This window comes from Methylomicrobium lacus LW14 (genome assembly GCF_000527095.1).
Classification (GTDB): domain Bacteria; phylum Pseudomonadota; class Gammaproteobacteria; order Methylococcales; family Methylomonadaceae; genus Methylomicrobium; species Methylomicrobium lacus.
Genome location: NZ_AZUN01000001.1, coordinates 543,415 through 562,821, shown reverse-complemented (window position 1 = coordinate 562,821; position 19,407 = coordinate 543,415). Strand labels below are relative to the sequence as shown.

17 protein-coding genes and 2 tRNA genes are annotated in these 19,407 nt (G+C 55.5%); 6 read left to right on the top strand and 13 right to left on the bottom strand.

The genetic code is table 11. From position 1 onward, the window contains the following. The first annotated feature begins 196 nt into the window (after positions 1 to 196). Entirely contained in the window at positions 197 to 1,636 is a 1,440-nt protein-coding gene (nhaD, locus tag METLA_RS0102460; RefSeq protein ID WP_024297045.1) for a sodium:proton antiporter NhaD, read from the top strand. A 57-nt stretch (positions 1,637 to 1,693) separates the two neighbouring features. Here nhaD and METLA_RS0102455 read toward each other — a convergent pair whose 3' ends face one another. The 3 genes from METLA_RS0102455 to METLA_RS0102445 are packed head-to-tail and all read right to left on the bottom strand — an operon-like array spanning position 1,694 to position 7,411. Continuing rightward, positions 1,694 to 3,127, bottom strand: coding sequence for an efflux transporter outer membrane subunit (locus tag METLA_RS0102455; protein WP_024297044.1), 1,434 nt, complete (start codon positions 3,125 to 3,127; stop codon positions 1,694 to 1,696). A 1-nt stretch (position 3,128) separates the two neighbouring features. Then, entirely contained in the window at positions 3,129 to 6,287 is a 3,159-nt protein-coding gene (locus METLA_RS0102450; protein WP_024297043.1) for an efflux RND transporter permease subunit, read from the bottom strand. Between the two features lie 14 nt (positions 6,288 to 6,301). Beyond that, positions 6,302 to 7,411, bottom strand: coding sequence for an efflux RND transporter periplasmic adaptor subunit (locus METLA_RS0102445; RefSeq protein ID WP_024297042.1), 1,110 nt, complete (start codon positions 7,409 to 7,411; stop codon positions 6,302 to 6,304). Between the two features lie 171 nt (positions 7,412 to 7,582). Between METLA_RS0102445 and METLA_RS0102440 the strand changes: the two genes are divergently transcribed. Genes METLA_RS0102440 through METLA_RS21220 form a run of 5 tightly spaced genes read left to right on the top strand, consistent with a single transcriptional unit; the run spans position 7,583 to position 11,672 of the window. Then, positions 7,583 to 9,055, top strand: coding sequence for an ATP-binding protein (locus tag METLA_RS0102440; RefSeq protein ID WP_051459730.1), 1,473 nt, complete (start codon positions 7,583 to 7,585; stop codon positions 9,053 to 9,055). After that, complete coding sequence (locus tag METLA_RS0102435) at positions 9,052 to 10,404, top strand: sigma-54-dependent transcriptional regulator (protein WP_024297040.1); 1,353 nt, start codon at positions 9,052 to 9,054, stop codon at positions 10,402 to 10,404. The genes METLA_RS0102440 and METLA_RS0102435 overlap by 4 nt, the downstream gene beginning before the upstream one ends. Before the next feature lie 34 nt (positions 10,405 to 10,438). After that, the gene (locus METLA_RS21230; RefSeq protein ID WP_051459729.1) at positions 10,439 to 10,708 is read left to right on the top strand and encodes a CNNM domain-containing protein; all 270 of its coding nucleotides are present in this window, start codon (positions 10,439 to 10,441) and stop codon (positions 10,706 to 10,708) included. Further along, complete coding sequence (locus METLA_RS21225; RefSeq protein ID WP_051459728.1) at positions 10,686 to 11,258, top strand: CNNM domain-containing protein; 573 nt, start codon at positions 10,686 to 10,688, stop codon at positions 11,256 to 11,258. Before METLA_RS21230 ends, METLA_RS21225 begins: the two co-directional genes overlap by 23 nt. Before the next feature lie 42 nt (positions 11,259 to 11,300). Then, entirely contained in the window at positions 11,301 to 11,672 is a 372-nt protein-coding gene (locus METLA_RS21220; protein WP_281171968.1) for a CBS domain-containing protein, read from the top strand. Positions 11,673 to 11,768: 96 nt separating this feature from the next. Here the strand turns inward: METLA_RS21220 and METLA_RS0102425 are convergent, their stop codons facing one another. From METLA_RS0102425 to METLA_RS0102385, 10 genes are all read right to left on the bottom strand, one after another. Further along, positions 11,769 to 13,178, bottom strand: a complete 1,410-nt coding sequence (locus tag METLA_RS0102425) for an amino acid permease (RefSeq protein ID WP_024297039.1) — start codon at positions 13,176 to 13,178, stop codon at positions 11,769 to 11,771. 124 nt (positions 13,179 to 13,302) lie between these two features. Then, complete coding sequence (locus METLA_RS0102420; RefSeq protein WP_024297038.1) at positions 13,303 to 13,569, bottom strand: FAD assembly factor SdhE; 267 nt, start codon at positions 13,567 to 13,569, stop codon at positions 13,303 to 13,305. Next, positions 13,569 to 14,354, bottom strand: a complete 786-nt coding sequence (locus METLA_RS0102415) for a succinate dehydrogenase iron-sulfur subunit (RefSeq protein WP_024297037.1) — start codon at positions 14,352 to 14,354, stop codon at positions 13,569 to 13,571. The genes METLA_RS0102420 and METLA_RS0102415 overlap by 1 nt, the downstream gene beginning before the upstream one ends. Then, positions 14,354 to 16,138: a succinate dehydrogenase flavoprotein subunit gene (gene sdhA, locus METLA_RS0102410; protein WP_024297036.1), complete on the bottom strand. Its 1,785-nt coding sequence runs from the start codon at positions 16,136 to 16,138 to the stop codon at positions 14,354 to 14,356. The genes METLA_RS0102415 and sdhA overlap by 1 nt, the downstream gene beginning before the upstream one ends. 3 nt (positions 16,139 to 16,141) lie before the next feature. Further along, positions 16,142 to 16,522, bottom strand: coding sequence for a succinate dehydrogenase, hydrophobic membrane anchor protein (gene sdhD, locus METLA_RS0102405; RefSeq protein ID WP_024297035.1), 381 nt, complete (start codon positions 16,520 to 16,522; stop codon positions 16,142 to 16,144). A gap of 3 nt (positions 16,523 to 16,525) precedes the next feature. Then, complete coding sequence (gene sdhC, locus METLA_RS0102400) at positions 16,526 to 16,912, bottom strand: succinate dehydrogenase, cytochrome b556 subunit (protein WP_024297034.1); 387 nt, start codon at positions 16,910 to 16,912, stop codon at positions 16,526 to 16,528. Positions 16,913 to 16,939: 27 nt separating this feature from the next. After that, complete coding sequence (locus tag METLA_RS21700; RefSeq protein WP_245598841.1) at positions 16,940 to 17,116, bottom strand: DUF1674 domain-containing protein; 177 nt, start codon at positions 17,114 to 17,116, stop codon at positions 16,940 to 16,942. Positions 17,117 to 17,353: 237 nt separating this feature from the next. Further along, positions 17,354 to 17,429 (bottom strand) — tRNA-Phe (locus tag METLA_RS0102395). A 53-nt stretch (positions 17,430 to 17,482) separates the two neighbouring features. Continuing rightward, positions 17,483 to 17,558: transfer RNA gene (locus METLA_RS0102390), tRNA-Phe, on the bottom strand. Between the two features lie 244 nt (positions 17,559 to 17,802). Next, complete coding sequence (locus METLA_RS0102385; protein ID WP_024297033.1) at positions 17,803 to 19,404, bottom strand: alkaline phosphatase D family protein; 1,602 nt, start codon at positions 19,402 to 19,404, stop codon at positions 17,803 to 17,805. Positions 19,405 to 19,407: the final 3 nt, after the last annotated feature.

Genomic DNA, 19,407 nt, shown 5'->3' with positions numbered 1-19,407 from the left:
GCCACACCAGCTGCAATGGAGGGATGGCGTTTCGGTTTTCAAGCGTCAATCAAGGCTGATTGACGAAAAATTCCAGGTATAATGTTCGTCGGTTAGCGCATACCGGCGCAGTAGCTATAACTTTTTACGCCGAATAATTCCAAGCGGCTGCAAGCCCTGATGGGCTGGCATTTTTACTTCTTGCATTGATGCATAAATGAATTCACTTCTCATTCTTCTGTTTTCTCTTCTGTTACCTGGTGTTGCTCTCGGCGGCGAAGAAGCGGCAGCCGCCAGCGCGGTCCCAAAGCTCGATTTAACAGGCCATTTCATCGGCTATCTTTCGGTGCTGGTTACGGTATGCGCTTATGTGGTCGCGATGGCCGAAGACGTGATCGAATTGCGCAAATCCAAGCCGATGGTCCTGGGCTCGGCGATCGTCTGGTTTGCGATCTGCATTTACTATGCCATGCATGGCGAAGCTAAGATCGCGGCGCTGGCGTTTGAAAGCAACCTGCTCGCCTATGTCGAATTGCTGTTGTTCATCCTGGTGTCGATGACCTACCTGAATGCGATGGAGGAACGCGGCGTCTTCGACGGCCTCAGGATTTGGCTGCTGAGCCGCCAATACAGTTACCGCAAACTGTTCTGGATTACCGGCGCTCTAGCATTCTGTCTTTCGACCGTGATCAGCGGTCTGGCGGTGGGCTTGATCATGGGCGCGGTAGCCGCCGCAGTCGGCAAAAACAAACCACAATTCGTCGGTTTGGCCTGCGTGAATGTCGTCGTGGCGGCCAACGCCGGCGGATCGTTCAGCCCCCTCGGCGGCATCTCGACGCTGTTTGTCTGGCAACATAAAATCCTGCATTTCACCGAGTTTTTTTCGATCGCTCTGCCTTGTCTGGTGAATTTTCTGGTGCCCGCATCGATCATGCACTTTTTTGTTCCTAAGGAAACGCCGGCTGCCTCAATGTGTCCGATCAATCTTCTGCGCGGCAGCTGGTGGGTTATGTCTCTTTTCGTGGTGACGCTGATCATTACGGTTTGGTCCAACGTCGCGCTGGAACTTCCACCGGCCGCCGGCATGATGGCGGGTTTGGCGTTGCTGCAGTTTTACTGTTTTTTTCTGACCAAGACGGCGCAGGAAAATCCGAGCGAATTTGCTTATGTTTACAAGTTCTTTCATCTGGATGTTCCGAGAGAGAACAGCAAGCAGGATTTTGATGTCTTCAAGAATGTAGGCAACATCGAATGGGATACGCTGCTGTTTTTTTACGGCGCGATGATGATCATCGGGGCGTTGGGCTTCATCGGTTACCTCGATGCGATTGCGCATTTCCTTTATGGACAGATCAGCCCGACAATGGCTAATATTGCGATCGGCCTGTCATCTGCGTTTATCGATAACGGCACACTCATGTTTGCGGTATTGACCATGCATCCTGATATTCCGCCCGGCCAATGGCTGCTGTTGACCTTGACGCTGGGTGTCGGCGGTAGTTTGCTGGCGATCGGCTCGGCTCCCGGCGTCGGTTTGCTCGGCCAGATCAAGGAGGGTTACACCTTCGGCTACCATATGCGCTGGATGCCGGTCATTTTGCTGGGCTATTTCGCCAGCATCGCGGTGCATTATTGGATCAATGGCCGCTATTTTTGATGCCAGTACAGCAATTCCCAATTTATCCCGTTCCCTGAATTAGCAACCCTCTGGATTTTACCGCCACCCGCCTCCCAATGCCTTGTAAATGTTGACCGCAGCTAGCCGTTGCTGCTTGATCACGTCGATCAACTCGAGATTGGCTTGCAACGCGCTCTGTTGTGCAATCAATACCTCCAGATAAGTGGCCCTGGCGGTTTTATACAGTTCTTTCGAAGTTTCGACGGATTTCTTCAACACAACACTTTGCCGCTCTTTTGCAGAATGGATTTTTTGTAGATTCTCGATCATGGACAGTTGATTGACCACTTCGACATAGCCGTTCAGAATGGTTTTCTGATAGTTGTGCATGGCGGTCAGCTGGTTCGCCTTGGCGGTGTTGAACTGGGCCTTCAAGGCATTCATGTTGATCAGCGGGGCGACCAGCGTCCCCATCAGCGAATAGGCCAGCGATGCCGGCGAGGTGAATAAAAACTCGGGATTGAAGGCCTGAAACCCCAGGGCCGCCGTGATGTTGAAATTCGGGAAGAAGGCCGCTTTCGCCGCTTCCAGGTCGAACTTGCTGGCCTCGATCTGGTATTCGGCTTCACGCACGTCGGGACGGTTAGCCAGCAATTGCGAAGGCAGACCCGATGAAATTTGCTGCGGAATTGCGCTGAACAAAATTTCCTTCTTCCTTTCTATCGGCTGCGGATAGCGCCCCAAGAGAAAATTGATTTTGTTTTCCGTTTCGCTGATCTGCTGCAGCACATTTTTTTCCAATGTCTGCGACTCCAGCAACTGTGCCTTGAATTGCTGCACGGCCAGTTCATTTGCCCTGCCCGCTTCTTTCTGGATCTTGATGACATCCAGGGCTTCCTGCTGTTTTTGAAGGGTCGCCCGAATGATCTCCAATGTATTGTCCAACGCCAGCAATTCGCTATAGTGAATCGCAACATCGGCCACCAGATTCGAAATCACAAAATGTGTGCCTTCCATCGTCGCCAGATATTGCGAGAGCGCCACCTTGCGCTGGTTGCGCAGCTTGCCCCAGACATCGACCTCCCACGATGCCTGCAGCCCCACATAGATGTCGGTCAAATTTTCCGGAACGATTCGGCCCGGCGTGATTTCGGTAGACGCATTCCCTGCGCCGTCCATCGTATAGAGGCCGAATTTTTGCACGCCGCCGCCCACAGCCAAGCCGACCTTCGGCAGCAGGGCGCCGTTTGCCAGCTTGACGCTGGAACGCGACATCTCGATGCGCTGCAAGGCCACCTGCAAATCGATGTTGTTTTTGATCGCGGCATCGATCAGCTGCACCAGAACGGGGTCGGCGAAATACTGTCGCCAATTGACGTTTGCGACGGATGCCGCGTTTTTTTGCTTGGGGAAACTTGCCGGTATCTCCTTTTCCGGAATCGACAGGTGGGTATTCAATGACCCGCAACCGCTGGTAGCCAGGACCAGAAAAGGAATCAGGCGGTAAAAAAATCTTCGTTTCAATTTCATGTCAGAGGGTTTCAGTGTAAGCAATTTCTTCTTTTTTGCCGTCGCGATGATACTTGTCAGCGAGCGTTGCAAACACCACATACAACCCCGGAATCACGATGACCCCGAAAAGGGTTCCGAAAAGCATCCCTCCCGCGGCCGCCGAGCCGATGGTATTGTTGCCTATCTTTCCCGCCCCGGAAGCGAACATCAACGGGATCAGGCCGGCAATGAAGGCAAACGAAGTCATCAAAATCGGCCGCAACCTGAGCGCGGCGCCTTCGATGGCGGCTTCGAGCGGCGTTTTTCCGAGCCGGTGCTGCATGGTCGCGAACTCGATGATCAGGATCGCATTCTTGCCCAAAATCCCGATCAGCATGATCATCGCGATTTGCGCATAGATATTGTTTTCCAGCCCCATCACCATCAGCAGAAACAAGGCTCCGAAAATGCCTATCGGGAGCGACAGGATCACCGGCAGCGGCAACAGGAAGCTCTCGTATTGCGCGGCGAGAAGCAGGTAAACGAACAACAGACAAATCAGAAAGATAAAGATCGCCTGGTTGCCTGCCTGCGCCTGGTCGCGGGATGATCCGGCCCAATCGTAGCCAAACCCCTTCGGCAATTTTTGGGCGGCCACTTCCTTGATCGCGGCGATCGCCTGCCCGCTGCTGTAGCCGGGCGCCGGCTGGCCGTTGATCATCGCCGAGGTGTACATGTTGTAGCGCGTCACCTGCTCCGGCCCGTACACTTTCTCAACGTGAAGAAAGGATGAAAAGGGCACCATTTTGCCGGCAGCGTTCTTGATGTACAGCTTCATCAGATCGTCGGGCTGGGCGCGGTATTCGGGCAGGGTCTGCACCATCACTTTGTACAACTGGCCGAAGCGGATAAAGTTGGTCGCATATTCGCTGCCGATCAGGGTTTGCAGGGTGCTCATCGCGTTCTCGGCGGTAATGCCTTTTTGCGCGGCCTTGTCGCCGTCGATATGCAAAAGGAACTGCGGAAAACCGGCGTTGAACGTGGTAAACGCACTCACGATCTCGGGCCGCTTGTTGAGCTCGTTTGCTAAGGCATCCGCCACCGACTGCAACTGCTGAAGGTCGCCCGAACCGGTTTTGTCCAGCAAACGCATTTCGAAGCCGCTGGAGTTGCCGTAACCCGGTACCGGCGGCGGCGTGAAAAACTCGATACTGGCATCCTTGATATGCCGGGTTTTTTCTTCGAGCACGTGGATGATGTCCTTATCGGAAGCCGTCCGTTGATCCCAGTTTTTCAGGCTGATCAGATTCATGCCATAAACCGCTCCGGTTCCCTCAGAAAGCAGGCTGAAGCCGGCCAGACTGGAAACTGAATTGACAGCATCCAGCCCCGAGGCAACGCGCTGAACTTCATCCGATATTTTTTCTGTACGCTCAAGCGTCGCTCCCGTCGGCGTGGTGATATTGGCGTAGATGGTGCCCTGATCTTCCTCGGGAATGAAACCGGCTGGAACCCACGCCCCAATCAAACCGGCGCCGACGGAGAATCCTAGCAAGAGTCCGAAAGTGACGAGCCGTCTGTTCGCGATCGCATTAATTAGCCTTTTGTAATTATCGGACAACCCGTTATACCAGTGGTTAAACCCCGCAAATAACCGCTGCAGTCCCGATTTTTTATGATTTTCGGCATGATCGATATTCTTAAGGAACAGCGCGCAAAGCGCCGGCGTCAGGGTCAAGGCGGTCACCCCCGAGAGAATGATCGAAAAGGCCATCGTCAGCGAAAACTGCCGAAAGAAAATCCCCTCCGGGCCTTCCATGAAGGCGACCGGAAAAAACACGGCCGACATGACCAGCGTAATCGCAATGATCGCGCCGCTGATCTCGCGCATCGCTTGTTCGGTCGCTCTTCGGGGACCGAGGGCCCTATGCTCCATTTTGGCGTGCACGGCTTCGATGACCACGATCGCGTTATCCACGACGATACCGATTGCAAGCACCAACGCAAACAGCGTGATCAGGTTCAGCGAAAAGCCCATGATCTGCATGAAGAAAAAGGTGCCGACCAGGGATACCGGCACGGCAATGATCGGTATCAGGGTCGAGCGCACGTCCTGTAAAAAGACGAACACCACCAACGCGACCAATACGAAGGCTTCGGCCAGGGTTTTGAGAACTTCATGAATGGAAGCATCCAGAAATTCGGAGACGTCATAACTGAGGGTATAGTCCATGCCGGGAGGAAAGGACGTCGCTTTAATCTCCGCCATGGTCTTCTTGATATTTTCAATCACCTCCTTGGCATTGCTGCCCGGACGCTGCTTTAACAAAATGGCAGCGGACGGACGGCCGTTTTCCTTGGAAAGCACGTTATAGTCCTGCGAATCGAATTCGACTTCGGCTATGTCTTTGACGCGCAGCATTTCGCCATCCTCCCTGCTTTTCAGGACGAGGTTTTCGTACGCTTTTCGGGTGTTGTGCTTGCCCGTGTACTTCAGGACATACTGAAGTGCCTGAGCTTTCTTGCCGGAGCTCTCGCCGACTTTTCCCGGTGCGGCTTCCACGTTTTGCGCTTTCAACGCGTCAATGACTTCAGCCGCCGAAATGTTGTACATTAGCATCTTGTCCGGTTTCAGCCAGATGCGCATTGCATATTCCCTGGACCCCAGGATTTCGGCAAATCCGACCCCATCGATCCGTTTGAGTTCTTTCAGAACATTGATGTCGGTGAAGTTATAAAGAAATTTTTCATCCAGCGATGGATCCGAGCTCAGGACGTTGATATACAGAAGCATCGCGTTTTGCACTTTCTCGACAATCACCCCTGCCTTGATCGCTTCCGCAGGTAATTCGTCGAGCACGGATGACACTCTGTTCTGGACATTGACGGCGGCAACTTCCGGGTCCGTTCCGGCCTTGAAAATAATCTGAATTTCGCCTGATCCGTCATTGCCGGAGACCGATGACATATAGGCCATGCCGGGCACGCCATTGATCGCCCTCTCCAGAGGGGTTATCACTGCCTTGACTACAACCTCCGCATTGGCGCCAGTATATTTTGTCGTCACATTGACCTCGGGCGGAGCAATATCCGGAAACTGAGTCACCGGAAGCCGCGTTAGGGACAGCAGCCCTATAAAAGTGACGAGAATAGAGATGACAATCGACAGAACCGGTCGATGAATAAACTTGGATGTCATTTTTAACCTTAGGGTTAGTTTTTACTGGCTAACGGCATGACTTTTAGTAAATCGACCGGCTCGGGATGAATTTTGTTGCCGTCTCTCTCGTTCTCGGCGCCTTCGAACAGGAGGTTTTCGTCTTTGGACAAACCGGATTCCACGACATAAAAATCTTCAAAGCGCATTTTGGCAATGATGTTCCTTTGCTTCAGCACACCCTCTGGACTCACCACGAACACATAGAGCTTGTCCTGAATTTCGAACGTTGATTTTTGCGGAACAAGCAATGCATTTTTCAGTTGTTTCTTGACGACGATCTTGCCGTTCGAGCCATGCTTTAAAATCGCGTCAGGATTGGGAAACCGGGCCCGGAACGCAATGTTGCCCGTCGAGCGGTCGAATTCGCTTTCGATCGTTTCTATTTTTCCTTCGTGGCCATAGAGCATGTTATTGGCAAGCTTTAGGCCAACCGTCTTGATCTCCTTGTTTTCACCGGTGATGTAATTGAGATAATCGATTTCCGACAGATTGAAATAGGCAAAGACCTCCCGGTTGTCGGAAATCGAGGTCAACATGTCGTCTTCCTGAATCAGGCTGCCGACCTTGTTCGGCAGGCGATTGATCACCCCGTCGAAGGGCGCTTTGATGTAGGCGAAGGCAATATGCAACGCGGCTTTTTCCTTGTTGGCGCTGGCCTCTTCCACATCGGCTCTTGCGGCCTCGACCTTGGCTTGGGTGACATGAAGCTCGGCTTTGGAGACGATGTCTTTCTCCACCAACAACTTCACGTTGGCTAATTCCACTTCGGCCGCCTTCAAATCGGCAACTGCATTTTTATATAAGGCAGCGGCTTTCTGTAGTTCCTTTTCGAACTCCAAAGTGCTCAGCTCAAACAACAATTGGCCCTTTTTTACCGTCTGGCCTTCGTCCACATAATTTTTTTCGATAAAGCCCTTGACCTTGCTTCTAAGCTCGACATTTTTTACCGAATGAATTTCGGCGACATATTCGCTGCTGTAAGCAACGTCTTGTACGACAGGCGTTACGACGCGATGGGTATCGACAGAATCCGTTTCTTTTTTTGAATCACAGGATGCCGTCATTAAACACAAGGCAAGGAACAGAATTTGGCTATTTTTCATTGATGGATTGATACGGTTTTAGTTTTCACCTTTCAATTTTTAAAGCAAAATACATGCCATAGCTTGCAAAGAGAGAATATCGTTATCTTTCCTATCGTTTGCCCGATACAAGATGCGTGATCCGCCAAGGACTGTTGCATTTTGCGACGCATAGCCGCAAAATACATCATCATGTCGGTCATCTATAAGTTAACTTTCTCCTTATTTGCCTTGTCATTGCTGGTGTTCGGCATCTATGGAACCTACCAGCTGCGCACCGAAGCGGAAAACCTGCGCGACGATGTCGAACAGGAAACCCGGTTATTAGCGCACAGCCTGCTCGTTTCAATCGAAAACGCCCTGCGCGATCAACAGCCGGAAGACGTGCAAGAGCTATTGCAGCAGATCGAACGCCTCAGACCCTCGGTCGACGTCCGCGTCTACCTTCCCGACGATATGATCCGCTCTGGTGCGGAAAGCCTGAACTGGCCGCAGGAAGTCGAGCAGTCCCTCTCCCGGGCCGCCCGGGAAAGGGCAATAACAGAGTTTTATTTTCCTGCGGATGAGCCCGATTTTCTGGTGCTGTCACTGCCGTTTAACGAGGCATCAACCGCCCTGCCGGGCAATCTGGCGGTGGTGCGTTCATTGCAAAAGATGAAAGCGGATTTGAACAAAACCAAAACGTCCATTCTGTTGTCTTTTTTCTCCTTCATTTTGTTTACTTCCTTGCTCTGCTTCGTTCTGGGCCATGTCTATATTTCCCGCCCCCTGCGAGAGCTCCGCCAGGCCATGCTGGCATTCAGGAAGAGCACGGAACCTCCCGCCCCCTTGCCGGTGACCGGCGCCGACGAACTGGCCTCGGCGCGGCAGGAATTCAACCGCATGACCGCCGAGCTGTTTTCGGCTTACCGCCGGCTGGATGCCGAAACGCAACAACGGCGGCAACTGCAGCGGGCGCTACAGAATGCCGACAAAATGATCACGATCGGCCAGTTATCGGCGGGGCTGGCCCACGAAATCGGTTCGCCCTTGCAGGTCCTTAACGGCCGAGCAAGGGCGCTCGCGAAGAATGGAGAGGATCCCGAAGAAGTGCGCCGGATCGCCAGTATCCTGGTCGATCAGACCGACCGTATCACCCGGATCGTGCAACGCCTGCTCGAGTTTGCGCCTCGCCACTCCGCCGAGGCGGCGCCCTGTAACGTGATCCAGGCGGTGGCGGAAGTCATCGACATGCTCGGCTTTGAAGCGCGCCGTCAAGGGGTGAGCATGACCTATGCGCACCCAGACACCTTGCCGCTGCTGTTGATCAACAAAGACGGCATCCAGCAGATCGTGCTCAACTTGCTGTCCAATGCGCTGGCCGCGATCATTGACGGGGGCTCGATCGCGATCGACCTATCCCAGGGTTCAATCGTTTATGCCGATAACGAAATAGCGGCGCTGCGACTTACCGTCAGCGATACCGGAACAGGCATCGCAGCGGAGCACCTGCCCCATCTTTTTGAGCCTTACTTTACCACGCGCGGTAAACAAGGCGGCACCGGCCTCGGCCTCGCCGTGGTCAAAACCTTGGTGACCGAAATGGGCGGCAGCGTTGTTGCCGAAACGGAATATGGCAGAGGCAGCCGATTCATCATTCATTTGCCGTGGAAGCCCCCGTCATGACTTTAGAAAATAACCGCCTCCTGGTCATCGATGATGACCCCGGCGTCGTCGATTACCTGCTCGACATGCTGCGGCAGCAGGGATATACGGTCACCGGCTTCACCCAGACCGAGGAAGCGCTCAAGGCCATCGATAGGGAGCCATTCGCTCTCGTGATATCCGACGTGGCGATGCCCGGCATGCGCGGCCTCGAACTGATGGCCGCCATTCACCACAAAAGGCCGGAACAATTGGTCTTGCTGATCACGGCCTTCGGCAGCATCGATCTGGCGATGCAAAGCATGCGCGCCGGCGCTTGCGATTTTTTGACCAAACCGTTCCGTATCGAAGAGCTTTACGCCGCGGTCGGTCGGGCCCTGGAAGACCGTGAAATGCGGCGGACCGCGGTCAAGATCGGTTTTGCCGACCATGCCAGTTACGGCAAGAGCGTTTTCGTCACCCGAAGCCCCAGCATGCGGCGGCTGATGAGCATGGCTGCGCGGGCGGCCGCGGTCAACTCGACGGTACTCCTGAGCGGTGAAAGCGGCACCGGCAAGAGCGCGGTGGCCCGCTGGATTCATGACAACAGCCCCAAGAGCGCGGGACCTTTCATCGCGGTCAATTGCGCGACGCTGCCTCACAGCCTGGTCGAAAGCGAATTATTCGGGGTGCGCAAGGGCGCTTTCACCGATGCCCGCAAAGATCGGCCGGGACTTTTTTTACAGGCCGACTTAGGCACGCTGTTTCTCGATGAGATTGCAGAGCTCCCGCTGGAAATACAACCCAAGCTGCTGCAGGCGCTGGAAAGCGGAAAAGTGCGCGCGCTCGGCGATACGCAGGAAACCCCGGTCAATGTCCGCCTGATTGCCGCAACTCATCAACCGCTCGCGCAATATGTGAACGATAGACTGTTTCGCGCCGATCTCTACCACCGCCTGAATGTGATCAATCTGGAAGTGCCGCCTCTCCGCGAGCGCAAGGACGACATTGACGAATTGGTCAAAGCGTTGATCCACGGCATCTGCCTGAAGGTCGGCAAACAAGGGACGGTCAATATCTCGGTGGAAGTGCTGCGCTGGATTCGCGCCTATCATTGGCCGGGCAATGTCCGCGAACTGGCCAACACGCTCGAAAGAGCGATCGTGCTGGGGGACCATGATACGCTGTTGTTGGAGGATTTGGCGCAGGCCTCGAAAATTCCGCTGAACAACGGCAACTTTCTGGATTTCGCCGTGACTCAGGGATGGACGCTCGCCGACATCGAACAGGCTTATATCCGCCATGTTTTGGAGATGACCGGCGGAAATAAAATTCAGGCGGCCAAGATACTCGGCCTGGACCGCAGCACCCTGTATCGCAAACTCGGCTAATGCAGGCCGATTCCTCAATCCAATCCTTACCGACGTGAAAGAAGACCTTTACACGAACCTTGGGCCGATTTTTCTGTTGATTCTGCTCAACGGCCTTTTCTCGCTCTCGGAAATGGCCGTCGTCTCGTCAACCCGGGCGCGCCTGCAAAAACTGATCGCGGAAAAACGCCTGGGAGCCAAAGCCGCGCTCAAGCTCCACGAAAACCCGAACCGCTTCTTATCCACCGTGCAGATCGGCATCACCGCGGTCGGTGTTTTTAAGCGGCGCATTCGGCGAGGAAGTGCTGCGAGCCCCGCTGCATGAAGCGATTTCGCAAATGCCCGCACTGGCTCCCCATGCGGATACGCTGGCCCTGATCATGACCGTGGCCTTGATCACCTATTTCTCGGTCGTACTGCGCGAACTGATCCCCAAACAACTGGCGGTATTGGTGAGCCCGCTGGTGTGGATTCTATCTGTTTCGAGCCATCTGCTGCTGCACTTATGCCGATTAAACCGGATCAAAGCAAGCACCGTCTCGGATGAGGAAATTCGCATCCTGATGGAAATGGGCGCCGAATCCGGCGTATTCCATGCCCGTGAAAGTCAATTGGTCGATGATGTGATGAGGCTGGATGACATGCGTGTCGGCGCGATCATGGTGCCGCGTCAGGAAATCTTCGTGATCGACCGCCTGGATGAGCCGGAAACGCAGCGCCGGAAAATCGAAGCCTGTCCTTATACGCAGATCGTCGTCTGCCGGGACGGCTTCGATCACGTGCTTGGCATCCTGCACTGCGGCGATTTGTTGAAAAAGACCCTGCGCGATGATTCCGCTTTCGAAATAGAACAGGGCTTGAGGCTTGAGGCTTGAGGCTTGAGGCTTGAGGCTTGAGGCTTGAGGCTCCCGCTCTATGTGCAGGAGTTGATGATACTGACCGATCTCCTGGAGCATTTCCGCAAGGCCGACTCGGCATTGGCGCTGATCGTGAACGAATATGGCGACATCGAGGGGCTGGTCACCCTGATGGATGTACTGACCGCGATCGCCGGTGAATTTCCGAGCATTTCTGCGAAACCTGCCTTCGAAGTGGTCCGCCGCGCCGACGGTTCGTGGCTGATCGACGGCGGCCTCCCGATCAGCCAGCTCAAGTCGGTGATAGGAATGAGCGGTAACTACAAAAAGCGTAAAAACCGCCCTCAGCAGCAACGTACGCGCCCAATAACTTCTGGCGACTGCCGCGCGGTCCAGAAGCTCGATTATGTAATCAATGGCAGCTATTTTTGATCCCGTGGTTCTTTGTGATTTAACGCAGCCCGATTGAGGCCTTGCCGGTTGAAGACCTGCCAGGTTTCAAAAACCTGGAAGGTCTGTGGCGAACCCTTAGGACGCTTGTTCCAGCTTGCTGTGATGCCTGGAATAAGCAAAATAAACGATCAATCCCAGCACCAGCCAGACAATGAAACGCAGCCAGGTCAGCGCCGGCAAAAACGCCATCAGCGCGCCGCAGGAGATCATGCCGAGAATCGGAAACAAGGGGCTGAAAGGCGTGCTGAAGGGGCGTTTGATATCCGGCTGCGTGATGCGCAGCACGATCACGCCCAGACAGACGAGCACAAATGCCGCCAGCGTGCCGATATTGACGAGTTCGGCCAGGTCGCCGAGCGGCATGAAGCCGGCGATCAGCGCCATCACCACGCCGCAGATCACGATCACCCGCACCGGCGTTTGCGTCGTCGAATTGACCGCGTTAAAAAACGGGGACAGCAAACCGTCCCGCGACATCGCAAAAATGATCCGCGTAAGCCCGTAATACAGCACCAGCATCACCGTGGTCAGGCCTGCAATCACGCCGGTCGAAATCAGCGCGGACGCCCAGTTGATGCCCAGCAGTTTGAGCGCGTAGGCCACCGGTGAAGACACATTCAACTGGGTATAAGACACCACGCCGGTCAACAGCGCCGAGACAATGATGTAGATGATTGTGCAAAACGCCAGGGATGAGACGATGCCGAACGGCAAATCGCGCTGCGGGTTTTGGGCCTCTTCGGCCGCGGTCGATACCGCGTCGAAACCGACATAGGCAAAGAAGACGATCGACGCCCCGGCCAGGACGCCGGTGGTCTTGCCGTCAGGCAGGGTTTCAAACCAGCCGAAAGGCATGAAAGGATGCCAATTGTCCGGGTTCACATTAAACAGCGCGACCGCGATAAAAACCGTGATCGTGACCAGTTTGACGAAAACCATCGCATTATTCGCTTTTGCGCTCTGTTTGACGCCGATGATCAGCAAGAACATCAAGATCAGAATGATCAGAAAGGCCGGCAGGTTGATCAGGCCGCCCAGTTTCGGCGCCTTGGTCAGCGCTTCCGGCAGCGCAAAACCGATCGCTTCCAGCGCGTTATTGAAATAACCCGCCCAACCGTTCGCGACGGCCGCAACCGAAATGCCGTATTCTAAAAGCAAGTCCCAGCCGATGATCCAGGCGATCAATTCGCCGAATGCCGCATAGCTGTAGCCGTATGCGCTGCCGCAGCCGCCGACGGCGGCCGCCAATTCCGCATAAGACAGCGCGGCGAAGGTGCAGGCAAAACCCGCGATGATGAACGATAATACGACCGCAGGCCCTGATTGCGTCGCGGCGGCGATACCGGTGAGTACGAATATCCCCGTACCGATGATCGCGCCGATACCGAGAAAAGCCAAATCCCATGCCGTTAAACAGCGCTTCAGTCCCAAATCGGTTTCCCGATCGGTCTCGATCCGTTTAGTCCGGAATATTTGCAGTGCCATGCACAGTCTCCATTTGCGATAGTGTTAGAAAAAGATGAAAAACTTTATCACAAAGAATACTATGCGGCGAATTCATGCGAACAAATTGAGGACGAGTTCCGCGTCGCGCATCTGCGGCGCGCGATCAATTGCCGAGGCCGCCCGGCTCAGCGGCCCCCGCGAGGTTTCTGATCTTATTGATCAAGGCGTCAAAACCCTGAGTTTCCGGCGCTTTCCCGCCGATCAATACCGCCAGCAATTCATCGTCTTCCCAGGTCAACAAGCCGGCAAATTGGGCCTGTTCATCCTCATTCGCCTGCAAATAGCCGTTTTCCAGAAAATGCAGCAGCAAAATGTCCAGTTCGACGACGCCGCGCCGGCATCGCCACCTGAGCTTCTCGAACGAACGCATCAACCTTCTTGCCGTTGTACCAGCAATTTTTTGATTTCGGCGATCGCCTTGGCCGGATTCAAGCCTTTCGGGCAGGTATCGGTGCAGTTCATGATCGTGTGGCAGCGGTACAGCTTGAACGGGTCTTCGAGTGCATCGAGGCGTTCGCCGGTGTTCTCGTCACGACTGTCGGCGATCCAGCGATAGGCTTGCAGCAAGACTGCCGGGCCGAGATAGCGTTCGCTGTTCCACCAGTAGCTCGGGCAGCTCGTCGAGCAGCAGGCGCACAGCACGCAATCGTACAGGCCGTCCAGCTTGGCGCGGTCTTCGTGGCTTTGCAGGCGTTCGCTGTCGGCCGGCGGCGGGGTTTGGGTTTCGATCCAGGGTTTGATCGAGGCATATTGCGCGAAAAAATGGGTCAGATCGGGCACCAGGTCTTTGACCACCTGGGTATGCGGCAGCGGATAAATCCGTATCGTGTCCGGATAGGAATCGATCGCCTTCGTGCAGGCCAGCGTGTTTTTGCCGTTCACGTTCATCGCGCAGGAACCGCAGACGCCTTCACGGCAGGAGCGGCGGAAGGTCAGCGTGCTGTCGATCTCGTTCTTGATCTTGATGATCGCGTCCAAAACCATCGTGCCACAGTGTTCCTTGTCGAGTTCATACACGTCGACACGCGGATTCTCACCGTTGTCCGGATCCCAGCGGTAAATCTCGAAACGGCGGATTTCTTGCGTGCCTTGCGGCGCCGGATAGGTTTTTCCCTGAATAACGCGCGAGTTTTTCGGCAGGGTGAATTCAGCCATCAATAGATCCTCTCTTTAGGTGGAAAAACCTCGACTTCGTCGGTCAGGGTGAATAGATGCACCGGACGGTAATCGATCTTGACCTGATTGCCTTCGGTCCAGGTCAGCGTGTGCTTCAGCCAGTTCGGATCGTCGCGGCCCGGATAATCCTCGCGGGCGTGACCGCCGCGGCTCTCCTTGCGGTTGCCGGCCGCAGTGATCGTGACCTGGGCCTGGCTCAATAAATTGTCCAGTTCCAGCGTTTCGACCAGATCGGTATTCCAGATCAGCGAGCGGTCTTTCAGGCTGACATCCGAAAATGAGGCGCGAATCTCGGTCATCGCCTTGATGCCTTCGTCGAGCGTCGACTGGGTCCTGAATACCGCCGCCTTGGTTTGCATGGTTTTCTGCATGTCCAGACGAATCTCGGCGGTCGCACGGCTGCCCTGCGCGTGGCGGATCTTGTCGAAACGCGCCAGCGCCTGATCGGCCGCATCCCTCCTCAGCGGTTTATGCGCGTCACCCGGCTTGATCAACTGAGCGCAGCGGATCGCGGCGGAGCGACCGAACACGATGATGTCGAGCAAGGAATTCGAGCCGAGCCGGTTCGCTCCGTGCACCGACACGCAGGCCGCCTCGCCGATCGCCATCAGGCCCGGCACCACATGATCGGGATTGCCGTCCTTCAAGGTCACCACTTCGGTCCGGTAGTTGGTCGGAATGCCGCCCATGTTGTAATGCACGGTCGGCAGAATCGGGATCGGCTCCTTGGTCACATCGACGCCGGCGAAAATGCGCGAAGTTTCTGCGATGCCGGGCAGCCGTTCGTGAATGATCGCGGGATCGAGATGTTCGAGATGTAGATAGGCGTGATCCTTCAGCCTGCCGACGCCGCGGCCTTCGTTGATCTCGATCGTGATCGCGCGGCTGACGATGTCGCGGGAGGCCAGATCGCGCGCGGACGGCGCATAGCGCTCCATGAAACGCTCGCCTTCCGAGTTGGTCAGATAACCGCCCTCGCCTCTGACCCCTTCGGTAATCAGACAGCCGGCACCATAAATGCCGGTCGGATGAAACTGCACGAATTCCATGTCCTGCAACGGCAGGCCAGCGCGCAGCACCATCGCGTTGCCGTCGCCGGTGACCGTGTGCGCGGAAGTGCAGGAAAAATAGCTGCGGCCGTAGCCGCCGGTCGCGAGCACGGTCGAATGCGCCTTGAACAGATGCAGCGAACCGTCGTCCAGACACCAGGCCAGTACGCCCCGGCAGACGCCGTCTTCCATGATCAAATCGAGCGCGATGTATTCGACGAAGAATTCGGCATTGTGCTTCAAGGCCTGCTGATACAGCGTGTGCAGGATCGCATGGCCGGTCTTGTCGGCCGCGGCACAGGTGCGGAGAGCCCGGCCCTTGCCGTAATGGGTGGTCATGCCGCCGAACGCGCGCTGATAAATTTTTCCTTCCGGCGTCCTGGAAAACGGCACGCCGTAATGTTCGAGTTCGATCACCGCCGGCATCGCTTCCCGGCACATGTATTCGATCGCATCCTGATCGCCGAGCCAGTCGGAACCCTTCACCGTGTCATACATGTGAAAGCGCCAGTCATCCTCGCCGGCGTTGCCGAGCGCGGCGCTGATGCCGCCCTGCGCCGCGACCGTGTGGCTGCGGGTCGGAAACACCTTCGTAATACAGGCCGTTTTCAGGTTTTTTTCGGCCATGCCGAAAGTCGCCCTAAGGCCCGCGCCGCCTGCGCCGACCACCACCACGTCATAGGCGTGTTCAATAATCTTGTAAGAAGCCGTCATGAATCATCCAACTTGAATAGTGCGAAATACGGCTGACAGCGCCGTCAACGTGAGCAAAGCAAAGATCAGATTGACCAGCCAGATCGATACGATCTTGCAACCTTCGCGGCCGACATAGTCTTCGATTACGACGCGAAGTCCCAATCCCGCATGATAAAAAGCCGCCGCGATAAAGGCCAGCACGCCGACCGTATTCAAGGGCGCGGCCAGCCAGGCCTGGGTTTCCGCATAAGGCGCGCTCGCACCCAGATCGATCAGCTTGATCAGCCAATAGGATAACGGAATCAGCGCCGCCGCGGTCACCCGCTGCGCCCACCAGTGCGTCGTCCCGGATTTTGCCGAACCCAATCCGCGAGCCTTCGTTAAAGGCGTTCGATATTTCATAAGCTAATCCGCACTCAAAAGAACAAAAGAAACCAGCGTCAACACGAGCGACGCCGCCAGTTCGATCCAGGCATAGCGGTTCAGCGTTTCGAGTTCGAAACCCTGGCCCGCATCCCAGATCAAATGCCTGACGCCATGGCACAAATGAAAAAACAGCGCATAGATGAACCCCCAACTGAGCAAGCGCATCCACCAGGAAGCGGCAAACGCCTGCACCGAAGCATAAGCCTCCGGCCCCGAAGCCAGCGCCGACAACAGATAGACGATATAGAGCAGGCCGAGCGACAGCAGCACGCCGGTAATCCGGTGAGTAATCGATAGGATGCCGGTCAACGGCAGCTTATAGACTTGCAAGTGGGGCGAAAGAGGTCTTTGCTGTTGCGCGCTCATGGGCTTGTTTCCGGTAGGGAGGATGGATTAAAAATCGATGCAGCGGCCGTTTTTTTCCCAATCACCATAACGGGTCGGCTCGGGACCTGCAAAACCGCCGATTTCTGCGTTGGGTGATGGTGGCGAAGGGGATGCGGGCTGTTGGGAGCCGGTCCGTTCCGCTTGCTCAGGCTGTTCTGTGCTGGATGTCGAGTGTTGCGTCATCATCGCTGGGGAGCTATCTGAGTGATAAGGAGTCCATGCGGCAAGGCACGGAGAGCGAAGGCGGATGAGCGGACTGCAAGTTTTCCACGCGGCTAAAACCGATTTGCGTTAGCCGCAAAAACGATGACACGGAAAAAATCAGGAGTTCGACGGGTTAGCCTGTCGCAAAGCTTGCTCGTATTATATAGAGCAATGGGGCTTGGGAACAAGGACTAGAAGCAGATTGAACGCAAGAAATGGTGCCCAGGGACAGAATCGAACTGTCGACACAAGGATTTTCAATCCTTTGCTCTACCGACTGAGCTACCTAGGCAATGGCTGATCGTACAACCAGGGGGGATAAATCTAAAGAAATTTTCTGCGGCATGGTGCCCAGGGACAGAATCGAACTGTCGACACAAGGATTTTCAATCCTTTGCTCTACCGACTGAGCTACCTAGGCATGCCTGCAAAAAAGCATATTTAACCCGATAATCGAGATCCCGTCAACAAAAAATTATCAATTTATTCATAGTAAATAAAATATCCTTATAAATCAGCGCAGGATGAAAACCTCGATTGCCCCCCTGATCTTGTCATTTATCGTTTCAGCCTCCAGCCCCAACCGGATCCTCTTCCCAAGCCCTCAGACGGGCATAGGAGTCATGAGCACAGTGCCGCCGAATCTGGCAGGCTTAGCCGTTCTGTCAAGACGGAGAGGGCATGAGGTCTTGCGAAAATAGCGTAACTCCGTCGATATCTTTTAATGACACCGTCATCACCCGGCTGTCGCCGTCGATATCGATCTGGCCGAAGGACTGTAAGCCGAACAAGGGCGACAGGTTAGGCGCGGGCGCGGCTTTTTGAAAGATCACTTGCGGACCGAAGGTATCGTCGAGCTCATGCGGCCCGAAGCTGCCCGCATTCAACGGGCCGGCGACAAACTCCCAGAACGGCTCGAAATCCTTGAAACGCGCCTTGGCCGGATCGTAAAAATGCGCGGCCGCGTAATGCACGTCGGCGGTCAGCCAGACTATATTGCGGACCGCTTCCTGTTTGATGAACGCCAGCAGCTCGGCCAGTTCAAACTCGCGCCCGAACACAGGGCCGTCGCCGTTCGCAAAACTTTCAAATTGCGTCCGGCTCAGCGGATCGACGCCGTCGCGCGATTGCAATCCGAGCGGCATGTCCGCCGCGATGACCTTCCAGACCGCCGCCGAATTTTTCAGACCGGCTTTCAGCCAATGCAATTGCTCGCGGCCCAGATAGGCGGTATCCGCGTCCGGCCGGGCCTGGCGATTGTGATTGTTGCCGCTGCGGTACGAACGCATATCCAGCACGAACACGTCGAGCAAGGGCCCGTAAGACAGTTTACGGTAGATGCGCCGCGCCGAATCGGCGGACGCTAAACGCATCGGCGCATATTCGAGCGCGGCTTTTCTGCCGCGCTCGACCAGCGTGGCGATCGCCTTTTCGCTGTAGCGCGGATCGCCGTTCAGATCTTTCGCCGGCGACCAGTTATTGGTGATTTCATGATCGTCCCACAGCCAGACGGTCGGCACTTCCGCGTTGAACCGGCGCAGATTGTGATCGAGCAGGTTGTATTTATAGCGGCCGCGGAACTCGTCCAGGGTTTCGGCGACCTTCGCGACTTCCGGAATCACCAGGTTGCGCCAGATTTCGCCGGTCTGCGGCACGACCTGAGACGCCTGAATCGGGCTGTCCGCATAGATGCTGTCGCCGCAATGGATGAAAAAATCCGGCTCGGTCTGCCGCATCGTTTCAAAAATCCGCATGCCGCCGATGTCCGGATTGATGCCCCAACCCTGCCCGCAGGTGTCCCCGGACCAAAGAAAACGGAGGGGCCGCACCGCATCGGGCGCCGTCCGAAAATAGCCGTAACTGGGCTGGCTCAGGACTTTGCGCTCATCGATGTCCTGAAACCATACTCTGACATACACATCCCGCCCGGCCGGCAACCCGGTCAAATCGATACGGGCCGTGTAGTCAGACCCGACCAGCACCAGCGGTCCAGGCAGCAATGTGGCTTCGGTAAAATCGGAATGGAAACTGTATTCGACGAGCATTCGGCTCGGACGGTCGGAGCGGCTCCAGACAATCGCACGATCCTGCAGCACATCGCCGATTTGAATCCCCTGCGCCGACTGCGGTTGACCGACCCACTCGGACGAATCCCCCGACGCCGCAATACTGCTGCGCCCTCTCATGGTCGGCACAAAACCCGCACCCAAGGCCAGAGTCGACGTTTTGATGAAATGGCGGCGGGACTTTTGAAAATCATTCCACATAAC

What these genes read in the sequence shown, in the direction of transcription:
- METLA_RS21700 (WP_245598841.1), bottom strand. Translation starts at nt 17,116, where the DNA reads ATGACGCAACACTCGACATCCAGCACAGAACAGCCTGAGCAAGCGGAA.
- METLA_RS0102420 (WP_024297038.1), bottom strand. Translation starts at nt 13,569, where the DNA reads ATGCGTTCGTTCGAGAAGCTCAGGTGGCGATGCCGGCGCGGCGTCGTC.
- METLA_RS0102440 (WP_051459730.1), top strand. Translation starts at nt 7,583, where the DNA reads ATGTCGGTCATCTATAAGTTAACTTTCTCCTTATTTGCCTTGTCATTG.
- METLA_RS0102445 (WP_024297042.1), bottom strand. Translation starts at nt 7,411, where the DNA reads ATGAAAAATAGCCAAATTCTGTTCCTTGCCTTGTGTTTAATGACGGCA.
- METLA_RS0102450 (WP_024297043.1), bottom strand. Translation starts at nt 6,287, where the DNA reads ATGACATCCAAGTTTATTCATCGACCGGTTCTGTCGATTGTCATCTCT.
- METLA_RS0102385 (WP_024297033.1), bottom strand. Translation starts at nt 19,404, where the DNA reads ATGTGGAATGATTTTCAAAAGTCCCGCCGCCATTTCATCAAAACGTCG.
- METLA_RS0102415 (WP_024297037.1), bottom strand. Translation starts at nt 14,354, where the DNA reads ATGGCTGAATTCACCCTGCCGAAAAACTCGCGCGTTATTCAGGGAAAA.
- sdhD (WP_024297035.1), bottom strand. Translation starts at nt 16,522, where the DNA reads ATGAAATATCGAACGCCTTTAACGAAGGCTCGCGGATTGGGTTCGGCA.
- sdhC (WP_024297034.1), bottom strand. Translation starts at nt 16,912, where the DNA reads ATGAGCGCGCAACAGCAAAGACCTCTTTCGCCCCACTTGCAAGTCTAT.
- nhaD (WP_024297045.1), top strand. Translation starts at nt 197, where the DNA reads ATGAATTCACTTCTCATTCTTCTGTTTTCTCTTCTGTTACCTGGTGTT.
- METLA_RS0102425 (WP_024297039.1), bottom strand. Translation starts at nt 13,178, where the DNA reads ATGGCACTGCAAATATTCCGGACTAAACGGATCGAGACCGATCGGGAA.
- sdhA (WP_024297036.1), bottom strand. Translation starts at nt 16,138, where the DNA reads ATGACGGCTTCTTACAAGATTATTGAACACGCCTATGACGTGGTGGTG.
- METLA_RS0102435 (WP_024297040.1), top strand. Translation starts at nt 9,052, where the DNA reads ATGACTTTAGAAAATAACCGCCTCCTGGTCATCGATGATGACCCCGGC.
- METLA_RS0102455 (WP_024297044.1), bottom strand. Translation starts at nt 3,127, where the DNA reads ATGAAATTGAAACGAAGATTTTTTTACCGCCTGATTCCTTTTCTGGTC.